Here is a 14,341-nt window from a genome sequence, read left to right as displayed (position 1 = left end):
CAACAGGAATCGACTATGAGCATTTATCAAACAGAACTGGTGACGCTGGACGGTGAAAAAACCTCGCTGGCCGCCTTTGAAGGCAAGGTGCTGCTGGTGGTGAACGTGGCATCAAAATGCGGCCTGACGGCGCAGTACGAGCAGTTAGAATCGCTGCAGAAAGCCTGGCAGGATAAGAACTTCAGCGTGCTGGGCTTCCCGTGCAATCAGTTCCTCGAGCAAGAGCCGGGCAGCAACGAAGAGATCAAAACCTTCTGCAGCACCACCTACGGCGTGACTTTCCCGATGTTCGATAAAACTGACGTCAACGGCGAGCATCGTCATCCGCTCTATGCGCAGCTGACGGCGGCGCAGCCAGTGGCGCAACGCCCGGAAGGCAGCGGTTTCCTTGAGCGCATGGAGAGCAAAGGCCGCGCGCCGAAAGCGCCAGGCGATATCCTGTGGAACTTCGAGAAGTTCCTCATTAATAAGCAGGGCAAAGTGATTGCGCGCTTCTCACCGGATATGACGCCGGACGATCCCATCATCCTGAAAAGTGTAGAGCAGGCGCTGGCCGAGTAAATGCTATTGCAGTGTCAGGGAGTCAGCGTCGCAGGGCGGCTGGCTCCCGTTGAACTTAGCGTTAACGCCGGTGAGTTAGTACATCTGGTGGGGCCGAACGGTGCGGGCAAAAGTACCTTGCTCAACGTGCTGTCCGGTTTGTTGCCGAGTCAGGGCCGCATTGTGCTGGATGGCGCGCCGCTGTCCACGTTAAACGGTGCGGCATTGGCTCAGTTGCGCGGCTGGCTGCCGCAGCAGCAGATGGCGCCGGGACCAATGCCGGTGTGGCATTACTTACGCATGCATATCTCCGCCCAAACGGCAGAAACGGACCGCGTTTTACTGGATATGTTCGCGCAGTTAGCTCTGCAGGATAAGCTGACGCGCAGCCTGACGCAGCTTTCTGGCGGTGAATGGCAACGTGTGCGGCTGGCTGCCGTGGTGTTACAGGTACATCCGGCGATCAATCCTCGCGGCAAACTGCTGCTGCTGGATGAGCCGATGAGCGCTCTCGACGTGGCGCAACAGCGCGTAGTTGATAAGTTGCTGGCCGAACTGTGCCGTAGCGGCCAGGCAATTGTTGCCAGCGGGCACGACCTCAATCACAGCCTGCGTCACGCCGATCGCGTGTGGCTAATGCATCAAGGCTCGGTGGTACGTCAGGGCCGCGCCCGCGAGGTGCTGACCGCTGCGCAATTAGCGCCGCTTTACCAAACCCCGTTTGAACAAATCGATACTGCACAAGGCCCGCTACTGTTTATTCCCTGACAGAGGATTGCGTGCCGTGGCGCTTTGCCGCTAAAGTGTCAGCCGGACGAGGGAGAGAGGAAAAGGCTGATGCGGCTGACAATTTTGATTTTGGCACTGTTGCTGGCGGGCTGTAGCCACCATGCGCCGCCGCCTAATGGTCGCCTGTCTGATTCCATCACCGTGATTGCCCAACTTAACGATCAGCTGAGCCGCTGGCGCGGAACGCCGTATCGCTACGGCGGGTTAAGCCGCGGTGGCGTGGACTGTTCCGGCTTCGTCTACCTGACCTTCCGCGATAAATTTGAGATGCAATTGCCGCGCTCGACCATTGACCAAACCGACATTGGTACGCGCATCGACAAAGGCGATCTGCTGCCTGGCGATCTGGTGTTCTTCAAAACCGGCAGTGGAGAAAACGGTTTACACGTGGGTATTTACGATACCGACAACACCTTTATTCACGCCTCGACCAGCCAGGGTGTGATCCGCTCTTCGCTGGATAACGTTTACTGGCGCAAAGTATTTTGGCAGGCGCGTCGCATCTAAATAGTGCTTATATCGCTTAATAAAGACGCGGAAAAAGAAAGGTTATCTCACCCTGAATTAATTCCGAATCGTGCCGATATTTAACTATCATTTAGAATGGCACTTTACCCGCCATCGATTTAATACTATTAATAAAGCTAAATTTATTTAATTGGTATGGATATTAACCCCGGCTTATTTGGCTTAAGTATTATTTGCGGCTTAAATCGGCGTAATAAGACCTAAAACGGCACCTCTTCAAACGTTTGGTCCTATTGCCTGGTGGTATTCGTTGATATACGATGCGCCAATTGCCATTGCTTCTGGCTTGAAAAATGAAAGTCCATTTGTCTGCCGACTATCAGTCGGAAACCTGGTTTTATCCAGTTTACTCTCTGGCGGGCCAGCTGACTGCGGTCGAGCTGGTGACGCAATTTGTCCACGACAGCGCACCTATTACGCTGCCGCAGGATTTGCTATTGCCACAATTGGACGATGCGCAGCAATTACGTTTGCTGCAAAGCCAGCTTTCATTGCTGGAAAAGTACCGCGACTTTTTTGAGGTTAATCAAATTACCGCGTTGGTACGTATCGATGATTCCATGGCCAATACACTTTTGGCCAGCGAATTTCTGTTAAGGAAATTCCGACAAATTCCTTTTATTGCTTTGGATATCAGCGAAACGTTTCCGCAATTATCTTTGGGTAAATCCCATCCATTGCTCGCCGCATTGCAAAGTGAATTTCGTTTATCGCTTTCACAATTTGGTGCAGGAAAAGCACCGGCAACGGCGGTATACGATAATCTGTTTAGCGTGTTAAAACTGGATAAAGCCTTTATTCAGAACCTGGCAAAACGCGCCTCGTTTACGCCTTTTATTCAGACGGTTATCAATAATTTTTCTGATTTTGCGGAGCAGATCATTATTTGTGGTATTGACGATAACCAAATGATGGAAAAGATGAGCACGTTGAGTGGTGCGCAGCTGCAGGGCAGCCTGTTCCCGGTGGTTAAAGCTGAACGTCTTAGCGATCTCATCTATTCCGATCTGAATTTACACACGCCTTCGCAGCAGTAATCCTTTCGCCTGTCTTCCGCGCCGCGTCGGCGTTACAATCCTGGTTATCTTAAAACTCAATGCGGGTGCCTTCGTTAAGCGCACCTTCCGGAGTGTCGATGCAATTTACCAATAGCTGGCAGCAAGAATTAGCCGGATTCTACACCGCGCTGGACCCAAAGCCATTGGCAGGTGGACGGCTGTTTTATCACAATGCGCCGCTGGCACAAGAGATGGGTTTAGACGATGCACTGTTCGCCGGCAACGGGCATGGCGTGTGGTCAGGGCGCGAACTGTTGCCCGGCATGTCGCCGCTGGCGCAGGTGTATAGCGGCCACCAGTTTGGCGTCTGGGCGGGACAACTGGGCGATGGGCGCGGCATTCTGCTGGGTGAACAGCAGCTGACGAATGGGCGTAAGCTCGACTGGCACTTAAAAGGCGCCGGTTTGACCCCGTATTCGCGCATGGGCGACGGTCGCGCGGTGATCCGCTCCAGCGTACGCGAATTCCTCGCGTCCGAAGCGCTGCATCATCTTGGCATTCCCACCACGCGCGCGCTGGCGCTCGCCATCGGCGATGAACCGGTGCTGCGCGAAACCCAGGAACGCGGTGCGATGCTGATGCGCATTGCCGACAGCCATCTGCGTTTCGGCCATTTTGAGCATTTCTATTACGGCGGTGAACAAGACAAAGTGCGCCAGCTGGCGGATTACGCTATTCGCCATCACTGGCCGCAGCTAAAAGAGGAAGCGGACCGTTATCTGCTGTGGTTCACCGATATCGTCAAACGCACCGCCAGCCTGATCGCCCATTGGCAAAGCGTGGGCTTTGCGCACGGCGTGATGAACACCGATAACATGTCGATTCTGGGCTTAACGCTGGATTACGGTCCGTACGGTTTCCTCGACGACTATCAGCCGGATTACATCTGCAATCACAGTGATTATCAGGGCCGCTACGCCTTTGAAAATCAGCCGATGATTGGGCTGTGGAACCTTAATCGCCTGGCGCATGCCTTGTCAGGTCTGATGACCACCGAGCAGCTTAAACAGGCGCTCGGCCACTATGAAAACGAGCTGATGCGCGTCTGGGGCGAGAAAATGCGTGCCAAACTCGGCTTGCTGACGGCGGATGCCAATGACAACACGCTTCTGACCGGCTTGCTTGCGATGATGACGGCGGAACGCAGTGATTACACGCTGACCTTCCGCATGCTAAGCGACACGCAGCAAGATGAAAGCCGTTCGCCGTTGCGGGATGAGTTTATCGATCGTGACGCTTTTGATCGCTGGTACAGCGATTATCGCCAGCGGCTGTTGCAAGACCACGCCAGCGATGCGCAGCGTCAGGCGGTGATGAAGGCGGCCAATCCGGCGCTAGTATTGCGCAACTATCTGGCGCAGCAGGTGATTGAAGAGGTAGAAAACGGCGAGACCACGGCGTTAGCTAAACTGCATAGCGCGTTACAGCAGCCGTTTAGCGATGCGGCCGTCAGCGCCGAGTTGCGCCAACGGCCACCAGAGTGGGGCAAAACGCTGGAAGTGAGTTGTTCCAGCTAAGCGTCAGTTAAAAACGGCTGTCGACAGCGGCAGCCAGTTTTGCCAGCACCTCGGCGCTGTCTTCCCAGCCGAGGCAGGGATCGGTGATCGACTGGCCGTAGGTTAGCGCTTCACCGCTCACCACTTTCTGATTCCCTTCCTGCAGGAAACTCTCGATCATCACACCCGCGACCGCGCGCGATCCGGCACGAATTTGCGCCGTCACGTCATCGGCAACATCACGCTGACGACCGTGCTGCTTCAGGCAGTTGCCGTGGCTGAAGTCGATTACCAGCTGCTCCGGCAGATTGAAGTCGCGCAGATTGGCCGCCGCTGCCGCCACATCTTCGGCGTGATAGTTGGGCTGACGACCGCCGCGCAGGATCATGTGACCATGCGGATTGCCGCTGGTTTGATAAATGGTCATCTGACCGTTTTTATCCGGTGACAGGAACATGTGGCTGGCGCGCGCGGCGCGAATCGCATCAACCACAATCTGCACGTTGCCGTCGGTGCCGTTCTTGAAACCGACCGGGCAGGAGAGCGCCGATGCCATCTCACGGTGAATCTGGCTTTCGGTGGTACGCGCGCCAATCGCGCCCCAGCTGATCAGGTCGGCAATAAACTGGCCGATCACCATATCGAGAAATTCGGTGGCGGTTGGCATGCCGAGCGCGTTGATATCCAGCAGCAGTTTGCGCGCGATGGCGATGCCGCGATTGACATCGTAGCTGCCATCCAGATCCGGATCGGAGATCAGGCCTTTCCAGCCAATCACGGTGCGCGGTTTTTCAAAATAGGCGCGCATCACGATTTCCAGACGATCTTTATGGCGCTCACGTAGCACGTTCAGACGTTCAGCATACTCAATTGCCGCTTTAGGATCGTGCAGCGAACAAGGGCCAATAATCACTAAAAGTCGCGGATCTTCGCCGGTCAGGATGCGCGCGATGCGTTGACGGGAAGCGGTGACGTTGGCGGCAATCTCTGCCGAAATAGGGTGTTCATGCGCGAGCGCAGCCGGCGTTAACAGGCTACCGATGCACGCGGTGCGCAGTTCATCAGTCTTGTTCATTGGGGTTCTCAAAAATTTGTTCTTCGCAGCGGTGAAATACCGGGAAGTGATGGTGGTCACAATAAACTAATAGCCTGCGAATTCAACCTGCTAAAAACAAAGGTCTTCAAATTAGACGGAAGCGTGGCTTTACGATTCAAATACAGGTCAGGAATGTAGTAACGAGGTCGCCATAAATGGCGACCCTACGAATGTGTTGTGCGGTTTTTGTAGGGGCGCCATTTATGGCGACCGGCAGCAATACCTAATACATGTTGCGGTTCAGGCCCATGATGTCGAGGATTTTGGTGGCGATCTCCTCCACCGAATAATTGGTGCTGTTGAGATAACGAATCTGATTGGTGCGGAACAGCGCTTCCACTTCGCCCACCTCGAGACGGCATTGGCGCAGCGAGGCGTAACGGGTATTTTCCGCGCGTTCCTGGCGAATCGCCGCCAGACGTTCAGGATCGATGGTCAACCCAAACAGCTTATGCTGATGTGCACGCAGCGCCGGCGGCAGTTTCAGGTTATCCATATCATCGGCAATAAACGGATAGTTAGCGGCGCGCACGCCAAACTGCATCGCTAAATACAAGCTGGTGGGCGTTTTCCCGCAGCGAGACACGCCGAGCAGAATTACCTGCGCATCTTCTAAACCGCGCAAAGAAATGCCGTCATCATGCGCGAGGGTATAATCGATGGCCGCGATACGCGCGTCATATTTGCCGAGGTTACTGGCGGTTAAACCGTGTGTCCGGTGCGCAACCGGCATTGATGCCACGCCCAGCTCGCTTTGCAGCGGTGCCACCAGCGCCTGCACGATGTCCTGACAAAAGCCTTCACTCTCGAGAATAATTTCGCGTACATCGGGCGTAACAATAGAGAAGAACACCAGCGGGCGCACGCCGCTCTGCTGATAGAGCGCGTTAATTTGCGCTTTAACCGCTTGAGCGCGTTGCACATTCTCAACAAACGGCAGCGTCACGCTGTGGGCCATCACCGGGAACTGAGATAACACCGCATGGCCCAGTACTTCGGCGGTTATGGCGGTGCCATCAGAAATGTAAAATACGCTGCGTTCAGTGTTCATCGTGCAAATATCCTCTTGCGTATCAATGTCTAAATTATTGATGACAATATTTCATTTTAATTAATAGTAAAATGAAATATCCATATTGTCCGCTATTGTGCTCACAAAGATAAATCAGCGAATAATCAATATTAGATGAAATGCTGTTTTGAAAAGCGTTATTTTCGCGCATTTTCCTTTTCGCGCATGAAATAAAGTGTGAAGCCGTTGCGCAACGAAAATCAATCGCTAACCCTCTGAAAAAGGGAAAAATATCGTTGCAGCAATCAATTGGCGTGAAATAGCCCGGTTGCGCAACTCAATTAATTCTAAGTACTAATCCGATTTTGCCTTTCTTTTCCTGCTTTAACGATTCAACACTTAGTCTTTATTTATCGGTTGTGCCAGGCTGTTTTGGCGAATAGCAAAATGTTCCATGTGTATTCACATCATTTAAAAGGATAATCTCAATGTCCAATCAAGACCAACAGTCGCTAGTGCTCTGGTACAACCAGCTTGGCATGCATGATGTTGATCGGGTGGGAGGCAAGAATGCTTCCCTGGGAGAAATGATTACGAATTTGTCGTCGCTGGGTGTTTCCGTGCCAAACGGTTATGCGACCACATCTTATGCGTTTAATCTGTTCCTCGATCAAAGCGGACTGAACCAGCGTATTTATGATTTGCTGGATAAAACGGATGTTGATGATGTTGCTGAGCTCGCGCAAGCGGGTAAACAGATTCGTCAATGGGTGGTCGATACGCCATTCCAGCCTGAGCTGGAAGCGGCGATTCGTAGCGCCTACGAACAACTCTCTGCTGATGATGCCGACGCCTCCTTTGCGGTGCGATCGTCAGCCACCGCCGAGGATATGCCCGATGCCTCGTTTGCCGGCCAGCAGGAGACTTTCCTTAACGTGCAGGGCTATGACGCGGTGATCATCGCGGTGAAGCACGTGTATGCCTCTTTATTTAACGATCGCGCTATCTCTTACCGTGTGCATCAGGGCTACGACCATCGCGGCGTAGCGCTCTCGGCCGGTATTCAGCGCATGGTGCGATCGGATCTCGCCTCATCAGGCGTAATGTTTACCATTGATACCGAATCAGGCTTCGATCAGGTGGTGTTTATCACCTCAGCCTTTGGTTTGGGCGAAATGGTGGTGCAGGGCGCGGTTAACCCTGACGAGTTCTACGTGCACAAACCGACATTGGCAGCCAACCGTCCGGCAATTGTGCGCCGCACCATGGGCTCGAAAAAGTTGCGCATGGTATATGCCGATTCGCAGGAGCATGGCGAGCAGGTGCGCATTGAAGATGTCGAGCAGGAACAGCGCGATCGCTTCAGCTTAACTGATGATGAAGTGCAGGCGCTGGCGCGCCAGGCGGTGCTGATTGAGCAGCATTACAAACGCCCAATGGACATTGAGTGGGCGAAAGATGGGCACACCGGCAAACTGTTCATCGTGCAGGCGCGTCCGGAAACGGTGCGCTCCAACGGTCAGGTGATGGAACGTTACACGCTGCAGGGTAAAGGCAAAGTGGTGGTCGAGGGCCGCGCCATTGGTCATCGCATCGGTGCCGGTGAAGTTAAAGTGATTCACGACATCAGCGAGATGCACCGCATTGAAAAAGGCGATGTGCTGGTGACCGACATGACCGATCCCGATTGGGAACCGATCATGAAGAAAGCCTCGGCCATCGTCACCAATCGCGGCGGTCGCACTTGCCACGCGGCGATCATCGCGCGTGAACTGGGCATTCCGGCGGTGGTGGGCTGTGGCGATGCCACCGAACACCTGAAAGATGGCCACAAAGTCACGGTTTCCTGTGCCGAAGGCGATACCGGTTATGTCTATAACGAACTGCTGGACTTCGAAGTCACCAGCTCGCAGGTCGATACCATGCCGGAACTGCCGCTGAAGATTATGATGAACATCGGTAACCCGGATCGTGCCTTTGATTTCGCCTGCTTGCCGAATGAAGGTGTTGGCCTGGCGCGTCTGGAATTCATCATTAACCGCATGATTGGCGTGCATCCGAAAGCGCTGCTGGAGTTTGATCAGCAGACGCCAGAACTGCAGCAGCAGATTCGTCAGATGATGAAAGGCTTTGATGATCCGATTGAGTTTTACATCGGCCGTCTGACCGAAGGGATTGCGACCTTGGGTGCGGCGTTTGCGCCGAAACGCGTGATTGTTCGTCTCTCGGATTTCAAAACCAACGAATACGCCAACCTGGTCGGCGGCGAGCGTTACGAGCCGGAAGAAGAGAACCCGATGCTCGGTTTCCGTGGCGCCGGTCGTTACGTTGCTGACAACTTCCGCGATTGCTTCAAGCTGGAGTGCGAAGCGGTGAAGCGCGTGCGTAACGAAATGGGACTGACCAACGTTGAGATCATGATTCCGTTCGTGCGTACCGTCGATCAAGCTGAAGCGGTGGTCGCCGAGCTGGCGAAAAACGGTCTGAAGCGCGGCGAGAACGGCCTGAAAGTGATCATGATGTGTGAGATCCCGTCCAACGCCTTGCTGGCTGAACAGTTCCTCGAGCACTTCGATGGCTTCTCCATCGGCTCAAATGACATGACGCAGCTGGCGCTGGGCCTTGATCGCGACTCTGGCGTGGTGTCCGCGCTGTTTGATGAGCGTAACGATGCGGTGAAAGCACTGTTGTCGATGTCGATCAAAGCAGCGAAAAAGCAGGGCAAATACGTCGGGATTTGTGGTCAGGGCCCGTCGGATCATCAGGACTTTGCGGCATGGTTAATGGAGCAGGGCATTGATAGCCTGTCGCTGAATCCGGATACCGTGGTTGAAACCTGGTTAGGTTTGGCAGAGCTCAACGCTGCGAAACATTAACCAAGTGGCAATTTGATGCTTCAAATGAGAATTTGACGTGTCTTTAAGGTAATTATCAAGGCCAGCGCTGCTGGCCTTGTTGTTTTGCCTGAAAAAAAGCCAAAAAAAAGCCCATCACAGGGGATGGGCAAAGACTACACACAGCAATTCTTTACTTTACTCAGGGGAATAAGGTTGTTTAAAAATCAGTAGCTTGATTCCAAACATAGGAAACATGTTATTGATCAGGCCCGCTGGCGTCTTTAAGAATCCTCTTATTAGTTTAAAGCTGATAACCTTTCGTGGTGATTTTCTTAGTGATCGACCGCTGTTTCAGCTGCAAAAATAATCATTCCGTAAGCAAATCCCACCTAAAGCGCCTAAAACTGCGTTTTTTCTTAAAAATCGCTTATGAAAAAAAATAATTATCAGTAAGGAATGCAAGGTGACGACGTTGTGGCATTAGGCGGGTTAAAGTAAGGCCAGTGTAAAACGGAGAGTTTGGGTATCGTTTTTGGATGGGCATTAAGGTGTATCAGGTCGCCATAAATGGCGACCCTACGAATAACTTAATGTTCTTCTTCGTGATCGGCCAATGCTTCGATGGCGGTTTGCATATCGTCATCCGGTTCAGGTGCTTCATGCATCCACACCGAAACCAGACGATAAGAGACCGCCAATACCACCGGACCGATAAACAGTCCGATCATACCGAAGGCAATCAATCCGCCAATTACGCCAGAGAGGATCAGGATCATCGGTAAATCGGCGCCCATGCGAATCAATACCGGACGCAACACGCTGTCCAACGTACCGACCACGCAGCTCCATACCAGCAGCACCGTGCCCCATGTGGTATCGCCGCTCCAGTAGAGCCAGATAATCGCTGGCACTAACACCACCAGCGGTCCGAGCTGCACCAGACAAGTGAGGATCATCAGCACGGTTAACAGCGTGGCGTAAGGAATGCCGGAAATGGCTAAACCGATGCCGCCGAGTACGCCCTGCACCAGCGCGGTGACCACCACGCCCAGCGCCACGGCGCGAATCGCCTGACCAGCCAGCAGCACTGCGGCATCACCACGGCGTCCGCTCATGCGATAAGCAAAATGACGAATCCCGTGGCCCACCTGCTCACCGCGCCAGTAGAGCAACACGCTGAACAGCAGCATCACGATGAGGTGCATCATAAAGCGGCCAAAGTGTCCGGCCTGCGCCACGAAGAAACCCGTTGTACGACCAATATAAGGCTGCACCTGATTAAGCATCGCCGCGCCGCCGCCATCCACCAATTTGTGGTAGCTGGAATAGAGTTTTCTGCCGACATAGGGAATCTGTCGCAACCAATCAAAGTCAGGCATCACCAGATGGCGCTGCGTTGCCCAGGCAATCACCGGCGCGCTGTTATCAATCAGGCTGCTGACCAGCAGGGCGATAGGAATAATAAACAGCAGTAATAGCAAAATGGTCATGGCGATGACCGCCAGCGAGCGGCGTCCCCATAACATCTGTTGCAGACGAATCATCAACGGCCAGGTGGCGATCACCACCATGCTGGCCCAGGCGAAGCCGAGAATAAAGGGCTGCACCACCCACAGACTGGCGATGATCATGATCAGAATGAACATCAGTGAAAACAGCATTTGCGGTAAATCCATACCGCGTTGCAGGTCTTTCATCACAACGGTTAACCTCGATTGAATCCTTCAGAGTGGGGCTGAACAGCCCTGATTAATGATGATCTATTTCCTGAAAATTAAACAGGAAAAGCAGCGACGGCGGCGCGCTTTCCTGAAAAAACAGCAGCCAGCAGAAAAGTATGATAAAACCAATGGCTGAAAAAAAATTACGACGCAAACGTTTACAACATCTCGGTCACTCAATAATGATCCCACAGATTTCTCAGGCACCGGGCCTCGTTCAACTGGTGCTGACATTCCTGCAGTCCTTAAAAGAGCAAGGCTTTACCGGCGATACCGCCACCAGCTATGCCGATCGCCTCTCGCTTTCCACCGACAACAGTATTTATCAGCTGCTGCCTGATGCGGCGCTGTTTCCGCGCTCGACGGCGGATGTGGCCTTGATTGCGCGCCTCGCCGGTGAAACTCGCTTTACCAGCCTGGTGTTTACGCCACGCGGTGGCGGCACCGGCACCAACGGGCAGTCGCTCAATCAGGGCATCGTGGTGGATATGTCGCGCTACATGAACCGCATCCTGGAAATCAATACCGAGCAAGGTTGGGTGCGTGTCGAAGCGGGCGTGGTGAAAGATCAGCTCAATGCGTGGCTCAAGCCGTATGGCTTCTTCTTCTCGCCGGAGCTCTCCACCAGCAACCGCGCCACGCTTGGCGGCATGATCAACACTGATGCATCGGGCCAGGGATCGCTGGTGTATGGCAAAACCTCCGATCACGTTGAAGGACTGCGTGCGGTGCTGCTTGGCGGTGATATCCTCGATACGCGCGCCATGCCGACTGCCCTGGCGGAACAGCTGGCGAACACGCCAACGGCGGAAGGGCGCATTTATCAGCAGGTGTTAAGCCGCTGTCGTGAACAGCGCGATCTGATTCTGGAGAAATTTCCCAAACTCAATCGCTTCCTGACCGGCTACGACCTGCGTCATGTGTTCAGTGATGATTTACAGACCTTCGATCTGACGCGTTTGCTGTGCGGCGCGGAAGGCACATTGGCCTTTATTACTGAAGCGCGCCTCGACATCACGCCCATCCCGAAAGTGCGCCGTCTGGTGAACATCAAATACGACTCCTTCGACTCGGCCCTGCGTAATGCCCCTTTTATGGTGGAAGCCAAAGCGCTGTCGGTAGAAACCGTTGACTCGAAAGTATTGAACCTGGCGCGTGAAGATATCGTCTGGCATTCGGTGAATGAATTAATTACCGATGTGCCAGACAAAGAGATGCTCGGCCTCAACATCGTGGAGTTTGCCGGTGATGATGGCGAACTGATTGAGCAGCAAATCAGCACGCTGTGCCAGCGTTTAGATGAGCTGATGCAGCAGCAGATGGGCGGCGTGATCGGCTATCAATTGTGTGACGATTTAGGCGGCATTGAGCGCATCTATAATATGCGCAAAAAAGCGGTTGGCCTGTTGGGGAACGCCAAAGGGCGCGCCAAGCCGATTCCGTTTGTCGAAGATACCGCCGTGCCGCCAGAGCAGCTGGCGGATTACATCGTCGATTTTCGCGCATTGCTTGACAGCCACGGCCTGAGTTACGGCATGTTTGGTCACGTGGATGCCGGCGTGCTGCATGTGCGTCCGGCGCTGGATATGTGCGATCCGCAGCAGGAGCTGCTGATGAAGCAGATCTCCGATGAAGTGGTGGCGCTGACCGCACGCTACGGCGGGTTATTGTGGGGCGAACACGGCAAAGGTTTCCGCGCGCAATACAGCCCGGAATTCTTTGGTGAGACGCTGTTCAACGAATTGCGCCGTATCAAAGCCGCCTTCGATCCTGATAACCGCATGAATCCCGGCAAGATCTGTACGCCGCTGGGCAGTGATGAACCGATGATGCAGGTTGATGCGGTGAAACGCGGCACCTATGATCGACAGATTCCGGTCACGGTGCGCAACGAGTGGCGTGGCGCGATGGAGTGTAATGGTAACGGCTTGTGCTTCAACTTTGATGCGCGTAGCCCGATGTGCCCGTCGATGAAAATCACCCGCAACCGCATTCACTCACCGAAAGGGCGCGCCACACTCACGCGTGAATGGTTGCGCTTGCTCTCCGAGCAGGGCGTGGATCCCGTTCAGCTGGAGCAGGCGCTGCCCAAACAGGGCGCCAGCTTGCGTACGTTGATTCAGCGCACGCGCAATACCTGGCATGCGAATCAGGGCGAATATGACTTCTCGCACGAAGTGAAAGAGGCGATGTCGGGCTGTCTGGCGTGTAAAGCCTGTTCGACGCAGTGCCCGATCAAGATCGATGTGCCGAACTTCCGTTCACGCTTCCTGCAGCTTTATCACACGCGCTATCTGCGTCCGATGAGCGATCATCTGGTGGCTAGCGTGGAGAGTTACGCGCCGTTGATGGCCAAAGCGCCCAAGGTGTTCAACTTCTTCCTCAAACAGCCGTGGATGCGCGAACTGAGCAAAACGCATATCGGCATGGTGGATTTGCCACTGCTGTCATCGCCAAGCCTCAAGCAGCAGTTAGGCGGTCATCCAGCGATGAACCTGACGCTGGAGCAGTTAGAAGCACTGGATGCGGGGCAACGCGAAAACTGCGTGCTGGTGGTACAAGATCCTTTCACCAGCTATTACGAGGCGCAGCTGGTGACCGATTTCATCAAGCTGATTGAGAAACTCGGTTATCGTCCGGTGCTACTGCCATTCTCACCGAACGGCAAGGCGCAGCATGTGAAAGGCTTCCTGCAACGCTTTGCACGCACCGCCAGCAAAACCGCTGATTTTCTCAACCGCGTAGCGAAACTGGGCATGCCGATGGTTGGCGTCGATCCAGCGACCGTGCTCTGCTATCGCGACGAATACAATCAGGTGCTGGGCGAGCAGCGCGGCGAGTTTAGCGTGCAGCTGGTGCACGAGTGGCTGCAAACCGCCTTGTCTCCTCGTGCGGAACAAACCGCCAGCGGCGAAGCCTGGTATTTGTTTGCGCACTGCACCGAAGTGACCGCGCTGCCCTCCACGCCGAATCAGTGGCAGAGCATTTTTGCACGCTTTGGCGCGAAGCTGGAAAACGTCAACGTCGGTTGTTGCGGCATGGCGGGAACCTATGGCCACGAAAGCGCAAACCTGGAGAATTCACTGGGGATTTATGAGCTTTCCTGGCATCCGCAACTGCAAAAGCTGCCGCGTCAACGCTGTCTCGCAACCGGCTTTTCCTGTCGTAGTCAGGTAAAACGCGCAGAAGGCAATGGCATGCGTCATCCACTGCAAGCGTTACTGGAAATGATGTAAACAAATTGTAGGAGTCGTCACAAAGCTG

10 protein-coding genes and 1 other RNA gene are annotated in these 14,341 nt (G+C 54.0%); 7 read left to right on the top strand and 4 right to left on the bottom strand.

Features of this window, described 5'->3' with window-relative positions; translation table 11 throughout:
• The first annotated feature begins 15 nt into the window (after positions 1-15).
• The 5 genes from PanJK_RS01830 (at position 16) to PanJK_RS01810 (ending at position 4,432) form a co-directional block, all read left to right on the top strand.
• Complete coding sequence (locus PanJK_RS01830; protein ID WP_256696318.1) at positions 16-561, top strand: glutathione peroxidase; 546 nt, start codon at positions 16-18, stop codon at positions 559-561.
• The gene (gene btuD, locus PanJK_RS01825) at positions 562-1,308 is read left to right on the top strand and encodes a vitamin B12 ABC transporter ATP-binding protein BtuD (protein ID WP_265296931.1); all 747 of its coding nucleotides are present in this window, start codon (positions 562-564) and stop codon (positions 1,306-1,308) included.
• A gap of 69 nt (positions 1,309-1,377) precedes the next feature.
• On the top strand, positions 1,378-1,836 hold the full coding sequence (locus tag PanJK_RS01820) for an NlpC/P60 family protein (protein ID WP_008102952.1): 459 nt from the start codon (positions 1,378-1,380) through the stop codon (positions 1,834-1,836).
• Between the two features lie 314 nt (positions 1,837-2,150).
• A complete protein-coding gene (locus PanJK_RS01815; RefSeq protein WP_265296930.1) occupies positions 2,151-2,894 on the top strand; it encodes an EAL domain-containing protein in 744 nt (247 codons plus the stop codon).
• 98 nt (positions 2,895-2,992) lie between these two features.
• A complete protein-coding gene (locus PanJK_RS01810; protein WP_265296927.1) occupies positions 2,993-4,432 on the top strand; it encodes a protein adenylyltransferase SelO in 1,440 nt (479 codons plus the stop codon).
• Positions 4,433-4,439: 7 nt separating this feature from the next.
• Here PanJK_RS01810 and PanJK_RS01805 read toward each other — a convergent pair whose 3' ends face one another.
• Complete coding sequence (locus PanJK_RS01805; protein WP_265296926.1) at positions 4,440-5,486, bottom strand: 3-deoxy-7-phosphoheptulonate synthase; 1,047 nt, start codon at positions 5,484-5,486, stop codon at positions 4,440-4,442.
• A gap of 244 nt (positions 5,487-5,730) precedes the next feature.
• The gene (locus tag PanJK_RS01800; RefSeq protein WP_008102960.1) at positions 5,731-6,558 is read right to left on the bottom strand and encodes a pyruvate, water dikinase regulatory protein; all 828 of its coding nucleotides are present in this window, start codon (positions 6,556-6,558) and stop codon (positions 5,731-5,733) included.
• Between the two features lie 449 nt (positions 6,559-7,007).
• On the opposite strand from PanJK_RS01800, the gene ppsA reads away from it, so the two are divergent.
• Positions 7,008-9,395, top strand: a complete 2,388-nt coding sequence (ppsA, locus tag PanJK_RS01795) for a phosphoenolpyruvate synthase (RefSeq protein WP_256696323.1) — start codon at positions 7,008-7,010, stop codon at positions 9,393-9,395.
• Between the two features lie 99 nt (positions 9,396-9,494).
• Here ppsA and rprA read toward each other — a convergent pair.
• Positions 9,495-9,602, bottom strand: an RNA gene (gene rprA, locus PanJK_RS01790) — antisense sRNA RprA.
• Between the two features lie 341 nt (positions 9,603-9,943).
• Positions 9,944-11,053: an AI-2E family transporter YdiK gene (gene ydiK / locus PanJK_RS01785; protein ID WP_265296922.1), complete on the bottom strand. Its 1,110-nt coding sequence runs from the start codon at positions 11,051-11,053 to the stop codon at positions 9,944-9,946.
• A gap of 206 nt (positions 11,054-11,259) precedes the next feature.
• On the opposite strand from ydiK, the gene PanJK_RS01780 reads away from it, so the two are divergent.
• Positions 11,260-14,313 carry an FAD-binding and (Fe-S)-binding domain-containing protein gene (locus PanJK_RS01780; RefSeq protein ID WP_265297411.1) on the top strand — a complete coding sequence of 1,018 codons (3,054 nt, stop codon included), beginning with the start codon at positions 11,260-11,262 and terminating at the stop codon, positions 14,311-14,313.
• Positions 14,314-14,341: the final 28 nt, after the last annotated feature.

The organism is Pantoea sp. JK (assembly GCF_026130245.1).
GTDB classification, from domain to species: Bacteria; Pseudomonadota; Gammaproteobacteria; order Enterobacterales; family Enterobacteriaceae; genus Pantoea; species Pantoea trifolii.
The sequence above is the reverse complement of the archived record's forward strand: the minus strand, read 5'-3'. Positions and strand labels throughout refer to the sequence as shown.

Bases quoted from the DNA above. Each gene is read 5' to 3' on its own strand.
- PanJK_RS01830 (WP_256696318.1), top strand. From the start codon at position 16: ATGAGCATTTATCAAACAGAACTGGTGACGCTGGACGGTGAAAAAACC.
- btuD (WP_265296931.1), top strand. From the start codon at position 562: ATGCTATTGCAGTGTCAGGGAGTCAGCGTCGCAGGGCGGCTGGCTCCC.
- PanJK_RS01820 (WP_008102952.1), top strand. From the start codon at position 1,378: ATGCGGCTGACAATTTTGATTTTGGCACTGTTGCTGGCGGGCTGTAGC.
- PanJK_RS01815 (WP_265296930.1), top strand. From the start codon at position 2,151: ATGAAAGTCCATTTGTCTGCCGACTATCAGTCGGAAACCTGGTTTTAT.
- PanJK_RS01810 (WP_265296927.1), top strand. From the start codon at position 2,993: ATGCAATTTACCAATAGCTGGCAGCAAGAATTAGCCGGATTCTACACC.
- PanJK_RS01805 (WP_265296926.1), bottom strand. From the start codon at position 5,486: ATGAACAAGACTGATGAACTGCGCACCGCGTGCATCGGTAGCCTGTTA.
- PanJK_RS01800 (WP_008102960.1), bottom strand. From the start codon at position 6,558: ATGAACACTGAACGCAGCGTATTTTACATTTCTGATGGCACCGCCATA.
- ppsA (WP_256696323.1), top strand. From the start codon at position 7,008: ATGTCCAATCAAGACCAACAGTCGCTAGTGCTCTGGTACAACCAGCTT.
- ydiK (WP_265296922.1), bottom strand. From the start codon at position 11,053: ATGAAAGACCTGCAACGCGGTATGGATTTACCGCAAATGCTGTTTTCA.
- PanJK_RS01780 (WP_265297411.1), top strand. From the start codon at position 11,260: ATGATCCCACAGATTTCTCAGGCACCGGGCCTCGTTCAACTGGTGCTG.